This is a genomic window from Streptomyces sp. P9(2023), from assembly GCF_032436795.1.
In the GTDB taxonomy this organism is placed as follows: Bacteria; Actinomycetota; Actinomycetes; order Streptomycetales; family Streptomycetaceae; genus Streptomyces.
This window is the reverse complement of the sequence record NZ_JAUPWM010000004.1, coordinates 383,095-402,093: the sequence shown is the minus strand read 5'-3', so window position 1 is coordinate 402,093 and position 18,999 is coordinate 383,095. Positions and strand designations below refer to the sequence as shown.

General features: G+C 71.3%; 15 protein-coding genes and 1 pseudogene. 12 read left to right on the top strand and 4 right to left on the bottom strand.

The window, feature by feature from the left end:
- Positions 1-7 precede the first annotated feature (7 nt).
- Positions 8-1,465 carry a polyprenol phosphomannose-dependent alpha 1,6 mannosyltransferase MptB gene (mptB, locus tag Q5762_RS09060; protein ID WP_315891473.1) on the top strand — a complete coding sequence of 486 codons (1,458 nt, stop codon included), beginning with the start codon at positions 8-10 and terminating at the stop codon, positions 1,463-1,465.
- A gap of 133 nt (positions 1,466-1,598) precedes the next feature.
- On the opposite strand, the gene Q5762_RS09055 is transcribed toward mptB, so the two are convergent.
- Together Q5762_RS09055 and Q5762_RS09050 are read right to left on the bottom strand one after the other, a co-directional pair.
- Positions 1,599-3,203: a D-aminoacylase gene (locus Q5762_RS09055; RefSeq protein ID WP_315891472.1), complete on the bottom strand. Its 1,605-nt coding sequence runs from the start codon at positions 3,201-3,203 to the stop codon at positions 1,599-1,601.
- A gap of 14 nt (positions 3,204-3,217) precedes the next feature.
- Positions 3,218-4,525: an alanine racemase gene (locus Q5762_RS09050; RefSeq protein ID WP_315891471.1), complete on the bottom strand. Its 1,308-nt coding sequence runs from the start codon at positions 4,523-4,525 to the stop codon at positions 3,218-3,220.
- 200 nt (positions 4,526-4,725) lie between these two features.
- Between Q5762_RS09050 and Q5762_RS09045 the strand changes: the two genes are divergently transcribed.
- The 4 genes from Q5762_RS09045 to Q5762_RS09030 all read left to right on the top strand — a co-directional run bounded on the left by Q5762_RS09045 (position 4,726) and on the right by Q5762_RS09030 (position 8,593).
- Positions 4,726-5,829, top strand: coding sequence for a sugar kinase (locus Q5762_RS09045; protein WP_399494761.1), 1,104 nt, complete (start codon positions 4,726-4,728; stop codon positions 5,827-5,829).
- The gene (locus Q5762_RS09040) at positions 5,826-6,587 is read left to right on the top strand and encodes an IclR family transcriptional regulator (protein WP_315891469.1); all 762 of its coding nucleotides are present in this window, start codon (positions 5,826-5,828) and stop codon (positions 6,585-6,587) included. Before Q5762_RS09045 ends, Q5762_RS09040 begins: the two co-directional genes overlap by 4 nt.
- Complete coding sequence (locus tag Q5762_RS09035) at positions 6,584-6,994, top strand: RidA family protein (protein ID WP_315891468.1); 411 nt, start codon at positions 6,584-6,586, stop codon at positions 6,992-6,994. Before Q5762_RS09040 ends, Q5762_RS09035 begins: the two co-directional genes overlap by 4 nt.
- A 132-nt stretch (positions 6,995-7,126) precedes the next feature.
- Complete coding sequence (locus Q5762_RS09030) at positions 7,127-8,593, top strand: gluconate:H+ symporter (RefSeq protein ID WP_315891467.1); 1,467 nt, start codon at positions 7,127-7,129, stop codon at positions 8,591-8,593.
- 70 nt (positions 8,594-8,663) lie between these two features.
- On the opposite strand, the gene Q5762_RS09025 is transcribed toward Q5762_RS09030, so the two are convergent.
- Entirely contained in the window at positions 8,664-10,022 is a 1,359-nt protein-coding gene (locus Q5762_RS09025) for a M14 family metallopeptidase (RefSeq protein ID WP_315891466.1), read from the bottom strand.
- Positions 10,023-10,220: 198 nt separating this feature from the next.
- Between Q5762_RS09025 and Q5762_RS09020 the strand changes: the two genes are divergently transcribed.
- Positions 10,221-11,507, top strand: a complete 1,287-nt coding sequence (locus tag Q5762_RS09020) for an Nramp family divalent metal transporter (RefSeq protein WP_315891465.1) — start codon at positions 10,221-10,223, stop codon at positions 11,505-11,507.
- Positions 11,508-11,587: 80 nt separating this feature from the next.
- Here Q5762_RS09020 and Q5762_RS09015 read toward each other — a convergent pair whose 3' ends face one another.
- Entirely contained in the window at positions 11,588-13,288 is a 1,701-nt protein-coding gene (locus tag Q5762_RS09015; protein WP_315891464.1) for a glycoside hydrolase family 18 protein, read from the bottom strand.
- A 393-nt stretch (positions 13,289-13,681) separates the two neighbouring features.
- On the opposite strand from Q5762_RS09015, the pseudogene Q5762_RS09010 reads away from it, so the two are divergent.
- The 6 genes and pseudogenes from Q5762_RS09010 to Q5762_RS08985 all read left to right on the top strand — a co-directional run.
- Positions 13,682-14,527: pseudogene (locus Q5762_RS09010) on the top strand (hypothetical protein); the annotation flags it as partial.
- Positions 14,528-14,836: 309 nt separating this feature from the next.
- Positions 14,837-15,541, top strand: a complete 705-nt coding sequence (gene cpaB, locus Q5762_RS09005; protein ID WP_315891463.1) for a Flp pilus assembly protein CpaB — start codon at positions 14,837-14,839, stop codon at positions 15,539-15,541.
- 7 nt (positions 15,542-15,548) lie between these two features.
- Entirely contained in the window at positions 15,549-16,790 is a 1,242-nt protein-coding gene (locus Q5762_RS09000; RefSeq protein ID WP_315891462.1) for a P-loop NTPase, read from the top strand.
- Positions 16,791-16,793: 3 nt separating this feature from the next.
- On the top strand, positions 16,794-17,168 hold the full coding sequence (locus tag Q5762_RS08995) for a TadE/TadG family type IV pilus assembly protein (RefSeq protein WP_399494735.1): 375 nt from the start codon (positions 16,794-16,796) through the stop codon (positions 17,166-17,168).
- Complete coding sequence (locus Q5762_RS08990; RefSeq protein ID WP_315891460.1) at positions 17,165-17,647, top strand: pilus assembly protein; 483 nt, start codon at positions 17,165-17,167, stop codon at positions 17,645-17,647. Before Q5762_RS08995 ends, Q5762_RS08990 begins: the two co-directional genes overlap by 4 nt.
- A gap of 2 nt (positions 17,648-17,649) precedes the next feature.
- The gene (locus Q5762_RS08985) at positions 17,650-18,993 is read left to right on the top strand and encodes a CpaF family protein (RefSeq protein ID WP_315891459.1); all 1,344 of its coding nucleotides are present in this window, start codon (positions 17,650-17,652) and stop codon (positions 18,991-18,993) included.
- The last annotated feature ends 6 nt before the right edge of the window (positions 18,994-18,999 follow it).

Sequence of the window (18,999 nt, the reverse complement as noted above, 5' to 3'; positions counted from 1 at the left end):
ACCCCTCATGTGGGTTTTCAGCGCTTCCGGATGCCGTTGGGCGGGTGCCGTCGGGACGCTCGCCGTCGCCGTGGGCGGCTACGCGGCCGGGACGCTGCCGGAGCGGGAGCCGTGGGGGCTGTGGGCGGCGCGGGGGTCCGCGCTGACGGTGGCGGGCGCGGTGCTCGCGTATCTGGGGCTGACGCTGCTCGTCGCGGCGTGGTGGCGGTACGGGGTGCTGCTCGCGCGGGGCGCGGAGGGGGCCCGGGAGCGGGTGCTCGGCACGCTGGCGTGGTGGACCGCGCCGCTGGTGCTCGCTCCGCCGCTGTACAGCGCGGACGTCTACAGCTACATCGCCCAGGGCGCCATGGTCCTGGAGGGGTACGACGTGTACGGGGCGGGGCCGTCGGTCCTCGGCCCCGGGGATCTCGGCGCGGACGCGGCGGCGAGCGTGGGGGGCCATTGGACGGACACCCCGGCGCCGTACGGACCGGTCTTCCTCGTCCTCGCGCAGGCCGTGGTGAAGGTGACCGGCGGGGAGATCGTCCCGGCGGTGTTCGGGATGCGGCTGATCGCGCTCGGGGCGTTGGCGTTGATCGTGTGGGCGGTGCGGGGGCTCGCGCGTGATCGTGGGCTCGGGGCGGGCGGGGTTCTGTGGCTCGGCGCGCTGAATCCGCTCCTTCTGATCCACGTCGTCGGCGGGATGCACAACGACGGGCTGATGACCGGGCTCATGCTGAGCGGTGTGCTGCTGGCCTCGCGGGGGCGGTGGGTGCTGGGGAGTGTGCTGGTGGGGCTGGCGGTGATGATCAAGTCGCCTGCGGCGGTGGCGTTGCTGTTCATCGGGGTGATGGTCGCGCGGCGGCACGGGGGCGTGCGGGGGGTGGTTCGGGGGCTGGTCGTGCCGGGGGTGGTTGCGGGGGCCGTCGCCGTCGCGGCGACGGTCGCCGCGGGGACCGGGTTCGGGTGGCTGCGGACGCAGAGCGTGGCCGGGGCGATTCACACGGCGCTGTCGGTGACGAGTGATGTGGGGCTTGGGCTGGGGTTGCTCCTCGGGGATGGGCCCGAGCCGGTCAAGGGCGTCGTACAGAAGCTTGGGCTCGTGGTGGCGGTGGCCGTCATCCTGGCGCTGGCGTGGCGGGCGTTCAGGGGGCGGATCGATCCCGTTGTGGGGTTGGGGCTTTCTCTGGTGGCTCTTGTGGCGTTGTCGCCGATGGTGCAGCCCTGGTACCTGCTGTGGGGTGTTGTGGTTGTCGCTGCGACGGCCGCGTGGCGGGGGCAGGCGGGGCAGGTGCTCGCCGTTTTGTCGGGGGCGCTTGTGTATGAGACCGCGCCGTCCGGACACACCCCCGCGTATGGGTTCGCCCTTGCGGGGGGCGTGCTGCTGCTGGGGCTCTTGTGGGTGCGGCGGGAGCCGTGGCCTCGGGAGCCGGTGTTCGGCGCCGAACCCGTGGTGGGCGGGCACATGGAGCGGACGCGCCCGTAGGGGCGCCGTCCCGTGTGCCCACCCTCCCCCAAGCTCTCGGCTTCGCTCGAGCAGGGGGGACCCCCATCGCCCCAGCGGGACGATTGCCCACACGGGGAGGCGGGGCGGGCCGGTCGCCCCGCAACGGGATGGGTCACGGGGCTCGGCGGATCGACCTGCCCGCCAGGGCCGTCGTGCGCTTGCCGTCTTCGATCACGAACTTTCCGTCGATCAGGACGTGCGGGATGCCGACCGGGAGGGTGCGCGGGGCCTCGTACGTCGAGCCTGCCGCTACCGTCGTCGGGTCGAAGAGGACCAGGTCCGCCACGTAGCCCTCGTGGATCAGGCCGCGGTCCGGGAGGCGGAGGCGGGCCGCCGGGCGGGACGTCAGGTGGGCCACGCACTCCTCCAGGGAGAGGACGCCCTCCTCGCGTACGTACTTCCCCAGGTACTGCGGGAACGTCCCGTACGCCCTCGGGTGGGGCTTGAAGCCCTGGAGGATGCCGTCCGAGCCGCCGGTGTGCACCCGGTGGCGCATGATCGTGCGGACGTTCTCCTCGTGGCCGACGTGCTGGAGGATCGTCGAGCCCAGCCGGTCGTCGATCAGGAGGCGGCGGGCCGTGACCCACGGGGCCTCGCCGCGCATGTCCGCCGACTGCTGGATCGTTCTGCCTACGCACGACGCCAGGCCCGGGTCGCTCACGCCCGAGATCTCGATCGTGTCCCACTCGATCGGCACCCCGTGGCAGCCGTCCGAGCCGACGACTTCGAGGTGGTGCCGGATGCCTTCCGCCGTCTCGTCGTCCTTCAGGCGCGCCAGCAGCGCCTCCGGGCCGCCCTCCGCCGCCCAGCTCGGGAGCATCGCCACCAGCGTCGTACAGCCCGGGGTGTAGGGGTACGTGTCCAGGGTGATGTCGGAGCCGTCCGCGAGCGCTCCGTCGAGGAGGGCCAGCAGGTCCGGGGCCCTGCCCTTGTTCACGCCGAAGTTCATCGTCGCGTGCGCCAGGTGCAGCGCGCAGCCCGCGTCCCGGGTGAGGGCGACCATCTCCTCGTACGCCTGGAGCGCGCCGGCGCCGTACGAGCGGTGGTGCGGGCAGTAGTAGCCGTCGTACCGGGCCACGACCTTGCAGAGTTCCGCCAGTTCCGCGTCCTTCGCGTACATGCCGGGGGTGTAGGTCAACCCTGACGACATGCCTACCGCGCCCTGCTCCATGCCCTCGGCCACCAGTTGACGCATCCGGTTCAGCTCGGACTCCGTCGCCGGGCGGTCGTCCCAGCCCACCGCGTACATCCGGACCGTGCCCTGGGGGATGAGGTAGGCCGCGTTCACCGCGATCCCTCGGTCCAGGCGGTCCAGGTACTCGCCGACCGTGCGCCAGTCGAAGTCGATGTCCGAGCCGTCGCCGTTCCAGCCGGTGATCGCCCGGCGGACCTCCGCGAGCGTGCGGTCGTCGACCGGGGCGTACGAGAGGCCGTCCTGGCCCAGCACTTCGAGGGTCACGCCCTGCGCGGCCTTCGCGGTGTGCTCCGGGTCGCGGAGCAGCGCGAGGTCGGAGTGCGCGTGCATGTCGATGAAGCCGGGGGACAGGGCGAGGCCCTCGGCGTCCAGGACGCGCCGGGCGGTGGGGCGCTGGCAGCCCGCCGCCGCGCCCTCCTTGACGATGGCGGCGATACGGCCGCCGTCGACGGCGACATCGGCGCGGTACGAGTCGCCGCCTGAGCCGTCGATGACGTCCACGTCGCGGATGACGAGGTCCATGCTGACCGGCTCCTCTAGAAGAACGTACGGATGTAGTCGACGACCGTGCCGTCCGCCTCGACCAGCGGGATCAGCTGCCACTTGTCGAAGGACGTACAGGGGTGGGACAGGCCCATGCCCAGCCAGTCGCCGACCTCGATCGCGGCGCCCGGCTCCGTGCGGAGCCAGGCATGCTGGTCGGAGAGGCCGGTGACCGTGATGCCGTCGGCGGGGCGGACGGCGCCGGTGCGGGCGTCGCGGACGACCTGGGCCTCGGGGAGGTGGAGGTCGTACGCCGCGTCGCGCTTGCCCGCGTTGGTGAACGCCTGCTCGGGGGCCGGGCGGGAGACGACCTGGGACCAGAGCCGGAACGCGGGTTCCAGCGCGCCCTCTTCGGGGATCCGGTTGAAGGGGGTGAGGTTCCGGTACTGGCCGTCGTCGTGTGAGACGTACGCGCCCGAGCGCAGCAACTTCAGGACCGGGTGGGAGAGTTCGGGGATCTCGACGAAGACGTCCGCGACCGCGTCGAACCATTCGCTGCCGCCGGCGCTGATCACGATCTCGTCGAGGCCCGGGTCGGCGGAGAAGCGGCCCGCCTTGTCGAAGTCGGCGGCGAGCGAGATCAGGCGGTGCAGCCAGGCACGGATGCGCTCGGGGTCGGCCTGCGGGACCGAGGCCTCATAGCCGGCCACGCCGACCAGGCGCAGGGTGGTCGTCGCGGCGACCGCGTCGGCGACGGCGGTGCAGTCGGCCTCGGTACGGGCTCCGGTACGGGCTCCCTCGCCGGCGCCGAGCTCGATGACGACGTCGACGGGGCGGCGGGCACCGGCCTCGGTGAGGGCGGCGTCCATCAGCTCGGCCCCGCGCACGGAGTCGACGTAACAGATGAAGCGGAAGTCGGGGTCCGCGTCGAGTTCGGCGGCCAGCCAGCGGAGGGCGGTGGCGTCGACGAGCTCGTTGGCGAGGAAGATCCGGGCGATGCCGTGGGCGCGGTAGACGCGGGCCTGGTGCGGGACGGCGGCGGTGATGCCCCAGGCGCCGTGCTCCAGCTGGCGGTCGAAGAGCTGCGGGGCCATGGACGTCTTGCCGTGCGGGGCGAAGGCGAGGCCGTGGCGCTCGGCGTACGTCTCCAGGAGGCGCAGGTTGTGCTCGACGGACTCGGCGGAGAGGGCGAGGACGGGGGTGGTGAAGCCGCCCGTGAAGAGGTTGCGGCGCTGGGCGGCCAGCTCGCCGACGGTCAGCCCCTCGGCGTCGGGCGGCAGGGCCTTGAAGCGGTGGTCGACGCGCTCGTCCGCCAGCTGCTGGGTGGGGGTGGGCTGCTGGCTGGGCTGCGGCTGCTGCATGGGGCTCCTCGCTCCTCCAGGCGATGCCGTTGCATTGTGTGCAACGGTCATTGCGTATATCGCTTAGTGGTGTCTAACATCCGGGCCAACGCCGGGTCAATGGACCCGCGTGATCGACGAGGAGCCCGCAGGTGACCCTGATCGGAGACCACCCGACCGTGGACGCGCCACCCGTGGACGTCGTCTGCCTCGGCGAGTCCATGGTCACCTTCCTGCCCTCCCGGCCCGGCCGTCTATCCGACGTACCGGCCTTCGCCCGCGCCATCGGCGGCGCCGAGTCCAACGTGGCCTGCGCGCTGGCCGCGGCCGGGCACCGCGCGAAATGGGTGAGCCGGGTGGGGGCGGACGGCTTCGGCGACCACCTGATCGAGGCGATCGGAGCGTACGGGGTCGACGTGTCGGCGGTCGGGCGGGACGCCGAGCGGCCGACCGGGATCTACTTCCGTACCGCCACGGACCGGGCGACGGCCGCGCACGAGGTCGCGTACTACCGGGCCGGGTCGGCGGCGTCGGCGATGTCGCCGGTGACCGTGGCGTGGTCGGCGGTCGGTGACGGGCGAGTGCTGCACGTCTCCGGGATCACGGCCGCGCTGTCGGACGACTGCCTCGCGCTGATGCGGTCGGTGACCGCGCCGCGTTCCTGTCGGCCCCTCGTGTCGTTCGACGTGAACTTCCGGGCGGGGCTCTGGCGGGACGCGGGTGTGGGCGGACGGGTTCTGCTGGAGCTGGCTCGGGGGGCGGATCTGGTGTTCGTGGGGGAGGACGAGGCGGAGGAGGCGTGGGGGGTTGTGGGGGCCCGCGCGATTCGGGCGGCGCTTCCGGAGCCGGGTGTTCTTGTGGTGAAGCGGGGTGCGGCGGGTGCGGTGGTGTTCGAGCGCTGCGCGGGCTCTTCCCCCACCCCGCCCCTTCCCCAACCGGGGGCTCTGCCCCCGGACCCCCGCGCCTCAAGCTCCCCCTACGCCCAGGGGCGTGGGGGGACCCCCGGCGGGGCTGTTTTTGCCCCCTGGGGTGACACCGTCACCACCGTCCCCGCCCCCACCGTCGACGTCGTCGCCGCCGTCGGTGCCGGGGACGCGTTCGCCGCCGGGTTCCTCGGCGCCACGCTTCGTGGGCTCGGGGCCAAGGCGCGGCTGCGGCACGGGCACCTCGCCGCCGCCGCCGCGCTCACCGTGCCCGGGGACCTCGCCGCGCCGCCCGCCCGCGTACACGCCGACCGGCTCGTCGCCCTCGACGACGCCGCCTGGGAGAGACTGCACCTCGGCCCCGGCTGGACGGGCCAGGACCAGGAGGTACGTACGCCATGAGCCAGACCGTCGACCGTGCGCTGAGCATCCTGCCGCTGCTCGCCCAGGGGCCCGCCGACCTCGGACAGGTCGCCGACCGGCTCGGGGTGCACAAGTCCACCGCCCTGCGGCTGCTCCGCACCCTGCACGAGCACGGCCTCGTCTACCGTCAGCAGGACCAGCGCTACCGCCTCGGCGCCCGGCTCTTCGCCCTCGCGCAGGAGGCCGTCGAGAACCTCGACATCCGGGAGATCGCGCACCCCCACCTCGCCGCGCTCAACGAGCAGATCGGGCACACCATCCACCTCGCCGTGTACGAGGAGAGCGAGGTCCTCTACATCGACAAGGTCGAGAGCCGCTACCCGGTCCGGATGTACTCCCGTATCGGCAAGCCCGTCGCGATCACCGTCGCCGCCGTCGCCAAGCTGCTCCTCGCCGACCTGCCCGAGCCCGAGCGGCGCACCATCGCCGGCAAGCTCGACTACCCCATGTACACGCCCCGTTCGACCCCCAACGCCGCCGCGTTCCTCAAGGAGCTGGCGACCGTACGCGAACAGGGCTGGGCCACCGACCTCGGCGGCCACGAGGAGTCCATCAACTGCGTCGGAGCGCCCATCCGCGGCGCCGACGGCCGTGTCGTCGCCGCCATGTCGGTCTCGGCTCCCAATGTCGTCGTGACCGCCGAGGAACTCCTCACCCTGCTCCCGCTGGTGCGCCGCACCGCCGACGCCATCAGCCGGGACTACTCAGGCAACACCCCTACCAAGGACCGGACATGACCGAGAAGATCGCGCTCACCCCCGCCACCCACACCGCCCCGCCCGCGAAGTTCTCGCACGGCGTCAAGAAGGGCAACATCCTGCAGGTCGCCGGCCAGGTCGGCTTCCTGCCCGCGGAGGAGGGCAAGGCCCCCACGCCCGCCGGGCCCACCCTGCGCGAGCAGACCCTTCAGACCTTCGCCAACGTCAAGGCGATCCTGGAGGAGGGCGGCGCGAGCTGGGACGACGTGATGATGATGCGCGTCTACCTCACCGACGTCGACCACTTCGCCGAGATGAACGCGATCTACAACCAGTACTTCGAGGAGCAGGGCCTGAAGGCCCCCGCCTCCGCTCGTACGACCGTCTACGTCGGTCTGCCCAAGGGGCTCCTCATCGAGATCGACGCCCTCGCCGTCCTCTCCTGAGCCAGAACCTGAGCCTGAACCGGCACTTTCCGAGCCTGAGCTGATCTTCCTGAAACCGCTGCTTCACGGCACGGCGTTCGCCCCCGGAACGCCGTGCCGCGCTCCCCCCTACCCAAAAACGAGGCCCCCGCCATGCTGCTCGCCGCCGCACCCCCCGCCGCCGAGGCGCCACCCCACACCGGAGGACTGCTCCTCCTCATCCCGGGCACCGCCGGACTGCTCACCGTCGCCGCCCTCGGTATCGCCCTCCTGCTCCTGCTGATCATCAAGGTCCGGCTGCAGCCGTTCGTCGCGCTGCTCGCCGTCTCCATCACCGTCGGACTCGCCGCCGGCCTCTCCGTCACCGAACTCTTCGGCACGGTCCAGAAGTCCGCCGCCACCTCCGTCATCGAGACCGGCATGGGCGGCATCCTCGGCCATGTCGCGATCATCATCGGCCTGGGCACCATGCTCGGCGCGATACTCGAGGTCTCCGGCGGCGCCGAGGTGCTCTCCTCCCGCCTCCTCGGCCTCTTCGGAGAGAAGCGCGCCCCGCTCGCCATGGGCCTCACCGGCCTCATCTTCGGCATCCCGGTCTTCTTCGACGTCGGCATCTTCGTCCTCGCGCCGATCGTCTACGCCGCCGCCAAGCGGTCCGGCAAGTCGATCCTGCTCTACTGCATGCCGCTGCTCGCGGGTCTCTCCATGACCCACGCCTTCCTGCCGCCGCACCCCGGCCCGGTCGCCGCCGCCGGACTGCTGCAGGTCTCGCTCGGCTGGGTCATCCTCATGGGCATCGTCGTCGGCATCCCCGCCGTCCTCGCCGCCTGGGCCTACGCCGCCTGGATCGGCAAGCGCCTCTTCGTCGAGGTCCCGCAGGACATGGTCGAGGCCGCCGAGGAGGCCAAGGCCAAGGTCGCCGCCGAGCGCAGGGACGGTGCCTCCGAGGCGCCCGTCTCCCTCTCCACCGTGCTCCTCATCATCGGTACGCCGCTGGTCCTCATCCTCGCCGCGACCTTCTCCTCGATCGCGCTGGACGAGTCGACCCCCCGCTCCGTGATCGAGTTCTTCGGCAACCCGTTCGTCGCCCTGACGATCGCGCTGTTCCTCGCGTACTACCTGCTCGGCATCCGCCGCGGCTGGTCCCGCAAGTCCCTGGAGCAGGTCTCCACCTCGTCCCTGAAGCCGGTCGGCAACATCCTGCTCGTGGTCGGCGCGGGCGGTGTCTTCGGCGCGATCCTCAAGGCGAGCGGTGTCGCGCAGGCCCTCTCCGACACCTTCAACGACGTCGGCCTGCCGGTGATCGTCCTCGCCTACCTGATCTCGCTCGTCCTGCGCGTCGCCCAGGGTTCGGCGACGGTCGCGATCGTCACCACCGCCGGCATCGTGCTGCCGCTGGTCGAGGGCGGCGACCACTCGCAGGCCTTCCTCGCCCTGGTCATCATGGCGATCTCGGCCGGCTCGATCTTCGCCTCCCACGTCAACGACGGCGGCTTCTGGATCGTGTCGAAGTACTTCGGCATCTCGGAGCGGGACACCCTGAAGTCCTGGACGGTGCTGGAGTCGGTCCTCTCCCTTGCCGGGTTCGCCGTCGCCGCCGTGCTGAGTCTCCTGGTCTAGCCGCCCCTTCACGTACGGGAGAGGGCGCCCCCGGAAGCTCCGGGGGCGCCCTCCTCGTGCCTCCGTACCGTCAGCTCGTGCAGTACTGCGCCTGCTTGCCGATCGAGCGGTACATGCAATCCGAGTTCTCCAGGAGCTGGAGCACGGCGTCCCTGTTGCGGCTCGTCTCGCGTTCGATCACCTCGTCGGGCGGGTAGAAGCCGCCGTTCCAGGACGAGGTCGGATACATCTCGAACGTATAGCCGAAAATCCGCTGCGAGCCCCACAGCCAGTCGTCGATCGACCCGTCCGTGATGTACAGGTCGCTGGACTGCTCGGCCGTGTAGCCGTTGCTCGCGCCCATCTTCCCGCCGACCGCCGCGAACGCGTCCCGGTCGTCCTGGGTCATGCCCGGCGCGGTGTTCGCGGTGGTCCAGCCGAAGGGCCAGAGGACGAGTTCGCTGTACGTGTGGAAGTCGATCGCCGTCCTGATCTGCTGCTTGCCGCCCACCACCCGGGAGCGGACGAAGTCGGCGACGACCTTCACCTCGGGGGCGGACTCGGGGGCCGTGCCCCGGTAGGTCTCGGAGCTCTTGGAGCCCGAGGAGCCGCCGCAGCAGCCCCACTTGTAGTCCCAGTTCCGGTTCATGTCCGTGCCGACGTACGAGGAGCCGGCGTTGGGCTGCCGGTTCTTGCGCCAGCTGCGGTAGGAGCCGGAGGCGATGTCGTACTCGCTGCCGTCCGGGTTGAGGGCCGGCACGATCCAGATCTCGCGGTTGTTCACCATGTTGGTGACGCGGCTGTCGGAGCCGTAGCCCGCTCCGAGTTCGCGCAGCAGGTACAGCGCCATCTCGACGGTGAGGTGCTCGCGGGCGTGCTGCTGGTGGGTGAAGAGGACCTCCGGCTCGGCCTCGTCCGTACCGACGTTGTCGCTGATCTTGATGGCGACGATGTCCCGTCCCTGGTAGGTCTTGCCGATGACCCGCTTGCTCATGAGGGTCGGGTACTGGGCGATCCGCTGGTCGATCTCCGCCGTCATCTCGGCGAAGTTGTTGTATTTCGAGTCGGCCGAAGGGAAGTCGAAGGGCTCGGCGGCCAAGCCCTTGGCCGACCGGTCCGGCGGGGCCGGCAGCGCCTCGGGGCGGTGGCCCAGGGCGCGGAGCTTGCGCAGCTGGGCGGAGTTGGCGCTGACGACGACGCTGTGGTCGTCGGCCTCGTCGATGGAGACTCCGGTGGCGGCGAGTTCGGTGCGTTCGGCGACGGTGGACGGGCCGGGGATCTTGTACTGGCGGATCACTTCCTCGGTGGTGCCGGTGGTGCCGGTGGTGGCGGCGGTCGGCTCGGAGTCGGCTCCGGCCTGGTGGACGCCGAGGGAGAGCGGCGCCGCGAGGGCCAGCGCCAGAAGGGCCGCGAGGGTGGCGGACCTTCCTCTGAGGGTTCGAAGTCGCATGCTGTCTCCTGGGTGGGGAGTGTGGGAGGTGCGACAGGCTGTGCGGGATGTCCGGGGCATCGTCCAGCTGTGACATGAACTGGTCAAGGGGCTGGATCGGCCACGCCCTCTTGCGCCAACGCGCCACAGCCGCTTGGGTGACCGGGTTCCACAGGAGATCACATCGGACAGCGGGCGACAGGCGAAAGGCGGGCGGACATGGCGGAGATCGCTCAAGAGGAGGGCGCGGGAGACATCGGGAGGGCCACCACCGCCCCGCGTAAGTCTTCCTGGCGCTACATCGGCCCCGGCATCGTCGTCGCCGCCACCGGCGTCGGCGCCGGCGACCTCGTCGCGACCCTGATCGCGGGCTCCAAGTTCGGCTACACCCTGCTCTGGGCCGCCGTCATCGGCTGCGTCGTCAAAATCTCGCTCGCCGAGGCCGCCGGCCGCTGGCACCTGGCCACCGGGCGCACGCTCTTCGACGGCTGGCGCAGCCTCGGCGCCTGGACCACCGTCTACTTCGTCGGCTACGTCGTCGTCTGGGGCTTCGTCTACGGAGCGGCCGCGATGTCCTCCAGCGCCCTGCCGCTCGGCGCGCTCTTCCCCGACCTCCTGGACCTCAAGGTCTGGGCGGTGCTGTGCGGCCTGGTGGGCCTGGTCTTCGTCTGGTTCAACCGGTACGCCGTCTTCGAGAAGGTCATGACCGTCCTGGTCGGCGTGATGTTCCTGGTCACCGTCTACCTGGCCGTCCGGGTCACGCCCCACCTCGGCGAAGCCCTCGCCGGCCTCGTCCCGGTGCTCCCCGACGGCTCCCTCGTCTACACCCTCGGCCTGATCGGCGGCGTCGGCGGCACCATCACCCTGGCCGCGTACGGCTACTGGGTCAACGCCAAGGGCTGGCGCGACACCGGCTGGATGAAGGTGATGCGGCTCGACAACCGCGTCGCCTACCTCACCACCGGCATCTTCGTCGTCGCGATGCTCTTCGTCGGCGCCGAACTGCTGCACTCCTCCGGCCTCGCGCTCGCCAAGGGCGACAAGGGGCTGATCGACCTCGGCGGCATCCTCGCCGAGCGGTACGGCGACGCCACCAGCAAGCTCTTCCTGATCGGCTTCTTCGCCACGTCCTTCACCTCCCTCATCGGCGTGTGGCACGGCGTCAGCCTGATGTTCGCCGACTTCGTCGCGCATTACCGGCCCGCCCTCGTCCCCGAGGGCACGCCCCGCGACAGGTCGAAGCCGTTCCGCGCGTACCTGCTCTGGCTGACGTTCCCGCCGATCGCGCTGCTCTTCCTGGACCAGCCGTTCGGCCTGGTCATCGTGTACGGAGTGATCGGCGCGTTCTTCATGCCGTTCCTGGCGCTGACCCTGGTCCGGCTCCTCAACTCCTCCCGTACGCCTGCCGAATGGCGCAACGGGATCCTGAGCAACGTGATGCTCGGGGCGGCGGGGCTGCTCTTCGTGGTGCTGTGCGTCGAGCAGGTGCGCCAGCTTCCCTGGTGAGCCATACAGCCATACGTACAAACGGCGGCGCCGTCGCTCGGAAGCGAGCGACGGCGCCGCGTTCGTGACGTCGTGCGGTGTTACGGCAGGTTGTGGACGTGCGGGCCGACCGCGTTGGACCAGGCGTTGCCGGCCGTCGCGTCCCAGTTGGTGGACCAGGTCATCGCGCCGCGCAGGTTCGGCCAGGTCTGCGAGGGCTTGAAGGAACCGCAGTTGGTGCCGCGGGTGAGGCAGTCGAGCGCGTTCTTCACGATCGACGGGTCGACGTAGCCGCTGCCCGCGCCCCGGGTCGAGGCCGGCACGCCCAGGCCGACCTGGGAGGCGTCGAGGCCGCCCTGGAGCTGGATGCAGGCGAGCGCGGTGAGGAAGTCCACCGAACCCTGCGAGTACACCTTGCCGTCGCAGCCGAGCATCGAACCGCTGTTGTAGTACTGCATGTTGACGACCGTCAGGATGTCCTTCACGGCCAGCGCGGTCTTGAAGTACTCGGTGCCGGTGTTCTGCATGTCGATGGTCTGCGGGGCCATCGTCAGGACCATGGACGAGCCCGCCTTGGCGGAGAGCTGGCGCAGCGCCTTCGTCAGGTACGTGGAGTTGATGCCGTGCTCCAGGTCGATGTCGACCCCGTTGAAGCCGTACTCCTGCATCAGTGCGTACGCGCTGTCCGCGAAGGCGGTCGCCGAGGCGTCACTGTTGATCGTGACGTTCCCCTTCTCGCCGCCGACCGAGATGATGACCGACTTGCCAGCGGCCTTCTTCGCGGCGATGTCGGCCTTGAAGTCGGCGGTGGAGGCGTAGCCGACGGCCGGGTCGAGGTTGAAGACGATCTGGCCGGGCGTGGTCGTCGAGTCGGCGAAGGAGACGGCGATGATGTCGTACTGCGCCTGGACGTCCCGCAGCTTCTGGACGGTCGCCCCGTTGTTGAAGTTCTGCCAGTAGCCGGTCAGGGCGTGCTTGGGGACGGACGGGCCGGGGCCCGGGTTGGTGCTGCTGGTCCGCGCGGAGACGGCCGTGGACTTGGCCGACTCGCCCGCCGTGTTGGTCGCGGCGACCTGGAACTGGTACGTGGTGTTGGCGGCGAGGCCCGTGACAGTGGCCGACGTACCGGAGACGGTCTGGGCGAGGGTGCCGTCGCGGTACACCTTGTAGCCGGTGGCGCCGGACACGGCGTTCCAGCTGAGGGCGACCGAGGACGAGGTGACGGTACCCGCGGCGAGGCCGGCCGGGGTCGACGGGACGACCGGGTCGGGGTCGGGGGTGCCGCCGCCGTCGGGGCCGAAGACGGAGACGTCGTCGACGTTGTAGGCGGCCTGGCCGTACCAGCCGTGGGTGTAGACGGTCACCTGGGTGGTGCTCGCGCCCGTGGTGAAGCTGGTGGTCAGCTGCTTCCAGGAGGCGCTGTCGGGCGTCCAGGTGGAGACGTCGGTGGTCCCGGTGCCGGTCGCGCCGAGGTAGGCGTAGCCGCCCTGCACCCAGGCGCTCAGCGTGTACGTCGAGTTGGGCTTGACCGTGACGACCTGGCTGCAGCGGGCGTTGTCCTGGCCCGCCGGGCTCGCCTTGAGGGCGCCGGCGCCGGTCCGTACGGGCGAGGAGGAAGCGGCGCCGCTTCCGGCCGTGCAGGTCCAGTTGGCGAGGCCGGACTCGAAGCCCGCGTTCTTGGCCACGTTGACGTCGGCGGCCTGGGCGGTGCCGGCGCCGCCGACGAGGACGAGCCCGGAGCCGACGGCGAGCGCGAGGGCACTGCCGATCCATCTGCGCGAGCGTGTGGTGGTGCGGTCCACTTGCTGCCTCCGGTGGGGGAGTTGGGGAGTCAGGGAGTCGGGGAGTCGGGGAGTCGGGAGGGGCTGGGAAGGTGCGACGGGAGGATTCGGGAACGGTGGCCACCGTTGGGGGAACAAGCTGGTCCAGACCAATCGAGTTGTCAAGACCTCTGGCGGGGTGGGGGAGTTGGGCGGGTGGGCCTCAGGGCCTACCGCAGGGCCCAGTCACAGGCCCACCACAAGACCCATTCGGGCCCAGATTTCTCGTTGTGCTTGGCGGATTGTGTGTTCACCACCCCGCGCGTCCTGGATAAAGTGCAGAGCATCGCGCTGCGCAGTAACGCGGTGAACGCAGTGAGTCATGGCGACATGGGACATGGCGACATGGGACATGGCGACATGGCGACATGGGACATGGGGACTGGGGACGGGGAGCCCGACGTGCCGACAGCGATCGCGGTCACCAGTGCCGACCTGGTGCTGCCACCGACCGACCAGCAGACACCCACCGCCGCCGTCCTGCCCGCACCCGAGAGCCGGCCCCTCGCCTCCGCCCTGGCCGACCTCCAACTCCTCCTCGACCGCTACGGCCATGTGATCGTGCTCTGCCCGACCTCCCTGCCGAAACCGGCCGAACAGCGGCTCCACGCCATCCGCTCCCTCCTGGAGAGCGACCGGATCGCCCTGGTCAAGACCGACCTCCCGCCGCTCGGCACCGCCGTACTGGCCCGGCAGCTGCGCCAGCTCTCCGCCTGCGACTTCAGCCCCGGCGTCGTCGCCTCCGCGGCCCGGCTGCTCGCCCACTACATCTACGCCGGGGCCGTCCTCGGCTCCGTCGCCAAGCTCGACCGCGTACCCGTCGGCCTGAAGTCCCACGTCAAGGGCTGGCTGCCCGGCGCCCAGTTCGCCGTACTCGCCGCGCCGACGCCGCAGCTCGTCCGGCTCGGCGCGGGCGCCGAACCGCCCGCCGGCCCCGAGTTCGCCACCCAGCTCCTCCTGGCCAGAGGCCAGTTGCAGACCGACTGGCCCACCGGCACGCTCGCCCCGCGCTGGCAGGTCCAGGCCGTGCACGAGGCACCGCTGCCTGCCGAGTCGCCCCGCTGGTGGGGGACGGGCCGGATGGTGGAGTTCACCGCGTACCTGTCCGACATCGCCGTACTGCACCGGCTGGTCGCCTCCGTACGGCGGGAGACCTGCCACTGGTGCCGGATGGAGCTCATCGGCGACCGCTGCGGCTTCTGCTCAGCCCCGCTGACCGCGCTGCCGCCCGCGCCGCAGGTCGCGCTGCAGGCCACCGCCTCGGGTACCGGCGCGGGCACCGGCGCGGGCACCGGCGCGGGCACGGCCTTGTCCGCGCGCCGGACCGTCGCCCTGACCGCGCCACGCACCGCCGCCGCCGCCCTCACGCCCGCCCATGTGCGACAACCCCGCGCGCTCACCGCCCCCGCCGCCGCACCCGCCCCCGCCGCCGGCTCCGATCCGTCCGGCACGTCCCCCGCCGGCCCCGGCCCGTCCGGCACGCCCCCCGTCCGCTGAGCCACACGTACCCCCGATCGAGGTTGTCCGGCAATGAACTCCCGCCAGCGTCGTGGCGTCATCCTGCTGCTGCTCTCCGTCCTGTGCGCCCTCGCCGCGTTCGCCGGCGTCCTCTCGGTGATCGACGACGTGAACTCCAAGGTCGGACCCGAGGTGACGGCGTACCGCGTCAAGGACAGGGTGGATCCCTACACCGCGCTGAACGCCGGGCAGTTCGAGGAGGTCTCGATGCCGAAGCGCTGGCTCTCGAAGACCGCCGTCACCGACCTCGACCGGATCAAGGGGAAGATCGCCGTCACCACGCTCGAAGCGGGATCCCTCCTCCAGACCGACATGATCGTCCAGCGGCCCGCGCTCCAGCCCGGCCAGCAGGAGATCGCCATCATGATCGACGCGGCCACGGGCGTCGCGGGCAAGATCACCGCCGGTGCCACGGTCAACATCTACGCCACGTTCGCCGGCGAGAAGGGCGGCAAGGCCGCCCAGTCCAAGGTCATCGTCAGCAACGCCCGCGTCCTCGACGTCGGCAAGCTCACCCCCATCTCCGACCGCACCGACCGGACCGACGGCCCCACCGAAGCCGTCCCGATCACCTTCGCGCTCTCCACCATCGACACCCAGCGCGTCGCGTACGCCGAGTCCTTCGCCGAGCACGTACGGCTCGCCCTCGTCGCCCCCGGCGGCGAACCCGCCCTCGCCCCCGGCGACCGCACCTACACGCTCGACAAGGACAAGTGAGGCCGGTATGACCACCAGGATCCTGCCGGCCGTCGCCGACCCCGACGCCGCCCGGGCCGTCACCAGCCTGCTCAGCCAGCTCCCCGGCGCCGAACCCGCCCCGCCCGTCGCCGACTCCACCCAGCTCGTAGACACGCTCGCCCGGCTGGCCGCCGAATCCCTCGACGAACTCCCCGAAGTCGTCCTCGTCCACGAGCGGATCGGCCCGGTCCCGGCCCTCGAACTCATCCGCGAGGTCGCCCTCCGCTTCCCCGCCGTCGGCGTCGTCCTCATCACCGCCGACGCCAGCCCCGTGCTCTTCTCCGCCGCCATGGACTCCGGCGCGCGCGGCCTCGTCACCCTCCCGCTCGGCTACGAGGAACTGGCCAGCCGCGTCCAGGCGGCCGCCCAGTGGTCCGTCGGCGTCCGCCGCCACCTCGGCGGCGGAGCGGACGCGCCGACCGGCCCCGGCGGCACCGTCGTCACCGTCAGCGGCGCCAAGGGCGGCGTCGGGACCACCGTCACCGCCGTCCAACTCGCCCTGGCCTCACGCGCCTCGGGCCGTACCGTCGCCCTCGTCGACATGGACCTCCAGGGCGGCGACATCGCCTCCTACCTCGATGTCCAGTTCCGCCGCTCGGTCGCCGACCTCGCCGCCGTCGACGACATCTCGCCGCGCGTCCTCCAGGACGCCGTCTACGTCCACGAGACCGGCATCGCCCTCCTCCTCGCCCCCGCGGAGGGCGAACGCGGCGAGGACGTCGCCGACCGCTCCGCCCGCCAGATCGTCAGCGCCCTGCGCTCCCGCTACGACGTCGTCGTGGTCGACTGCGGCACACACCTCGACGGCGCCAACGCGGCGACCGTCGAGATGGCCGACGCCGCGCTCCTCGTCACCACCCCGGACGTGGTCGCGGTACGGGCGGCGAAGCGGACGGTACGGATGTGGGACCGGCTCCAGATCCGCAAGGCGGAGGAGACGACGGTCCTCGTCAACCGGTACTCGCGCACCACCGAGATCCAGCCCGCCCTCATCCAGAAGATCACCGGGACCCGGATGGCGGGCGTCGTCGTCCCCGCCAACTTCAAGGAGCTCCAGAGCGTCGTCGACGCGGGCCGCATGCACGAACTCGACGCCCGGTCGAGCGTCAAGCAGGCCCTGTGGTCGCTCGCGGGCGAGCTGGGCCTCGTGGGGGCGCCGAGGGAGCGGGCCGCGGTCGGCAGCGGTAAGCAGCTCGCCCGGCTGACCCGGGGCAAGGGCGGGCACTGAACCATGCCGACGTACGGGCGTACAGCCAGGGGCGACAGGGGGCAGGTGGCCGTCGAGTTCCTCGGCATGGTCCCGCTCATCATGATCACGCTCATCCTGCTCTGGCAGTGCGTCCTGGTCGGCTACACCTTCACGCTGGCGGCGAACGCGGCGGACGAGGCGGCCCGGGTCTGCGCGGTGGACGGCGACTACGCCGCGGCGGGGAAGCGGCACGTAAGCGAGTCCTGGGCGGCGGAGGTGGCCTGCGACCGGGCGGGAGAGCTGGTCCAGGCGACGGTGGATCTCCGGGTCCCGGTCCTCTTCCCGGGCGCGATCGCCTTCCCGTTCACGGTGACGGGCGAGGCCGGAGCGGTACGGGAGGAGGTGGGCGGCGGATGAGCCGACGTAACGACCGACGTAACGACCGACGTAACGACCGACGTAACGACCGACGTAACGACCGACGTAATGGCCGACGTGTTGGCCGACGTATTGGCCGACGTATTGGCCGGGGAACAACGCCGCGGGACCGTGGACAGGTCGCCGTCGAGTACCTCGGCTTCCTGCCCATCCTGCTCCTCGTCGCCCTCGCGGGCATCCAGCTCGGCATCGCCGCGTACGCCGCCCAGCAGGCGGGCACGGGAGCGCGGGCGGCGGCGCGGGCGGCCACGCACGACGACACGACCCTCGGCACGGGCGAGGCCGGCCGGTCCGCGATGAGCGGCTGGATCGCCGAACGCGCCGAGGTCGCCCCCTTGGAGGGATCCGGCGAGATCACGGTCACGGTCACGGTCGAGATCCCGTCCGTAGTCCCCTTCTGGGACTTCGGGTCCGTCACGAAGAGCGCCACCCTGCCCCTGCCCGAGGAGGGCGAGTAGCCATGAGCCTGCGAGCCCGTATCAGCACCCCCGACGAGACCGGCGCGGGAGGAGCCAGGGAGGACGGCCACCTCGTCGCCACCTTCCGCGCCAAGCTCCTGGAGGAGATCGACCTCACCGAGATGTCGGCGCTCGTCGCCGCCGAGCGGCGCGCCCGCCTCGAACGCGTCCTCGGCCACATCATCAGCCGCGAGGGCCCGGTCCTCTCCACCGCCGAACGCGCCCAGCTGATCCGCCGCGTCGTCGACGAGGCGCTCGGCCTCGGCGTCCTGGAACCGCTCCTCGAAGACGCCTCGATCACCGAGATCATGGTCAACGGCCCCGACCAGATCTACATCGAACGCGCGGGCCGGGTCGAACTCCTGCCGCTCCGCTTCGCCTCCCACGAGCAGCTGATGCAGACCATCGAGCGGATCGTGTCGACCGTCAACCGCCGCGTGGACGAGTCGAACCCGATGGTCGACGCCCGGCTGCCGTCCGGCGAGCGCGTCAACGTGATCATTCCGCCGCTCTCCCTGACCGGGGCGACCCTGACGATCCGCCGCTTCCCCCGCGCGTACACGCTCCGCGAGATGGTCGGCCTCGGCTCGCTCGACGAGCAGATGGTGCTGCTGCTCGCCGGACTCGTCCAGGCCAAGTTCAACGTCATCGTCTCGGGCGCCACCGGCACCGGAAAGACCACCCTCCTCAACGCGCTCTCCGAGCTGATCCCGGACGGCGAACGCGTCATCACCATCGAGGACTCCGCCGAACTCCAGCTCCAACAGGCCCACGTCATCCGCCTGGAGAGCCGACCCCCGAACATCGAGGGCCGCGGCCAGGTCACCATCCGCGACCTCGTCCGTAACTCCCTGCGCATGCGCCCCGACCGCATCATCGTCGGCGAGGTCCGCGGCGGCGAGACCCTCGACATGCTCCAGGCCATGTCCACCGGCCACGACGGCTCGCTCGCCACCGTCCACGCCAACTCCGCCGAGGACGCCCTGATGCGGCTGCAGACCCTCGCGTCGATGTCCGAGGTCAAGGTCCCCTTCGAGGCGCTCCGCGACCAGATCAACAGCGCCGTCGACGTCCTCGTCCAGCTCACCCGGCACCCCGACGGCACCCGCCGCGTCACCGAGATCGCCGTCCTCGCCTCGCGCGGCCGCGAACGCTTCACCCTCGCCACCGTCTGTGCATTCCGCGCCCGGCCGCTCGCCGCCGACGGCCGGGTGCACGGCGTGTACGAGTACCACCCGCTGCCCCGCCGCGTCGCCGACCGGCTCTACCTGGCCGGCCAGCCGACACCGCAGGCCTTCGGCGTCGCCGCGTCCGACGAGCAGCTGACCACCCGAGAAGCGAAGTAGGAGGGG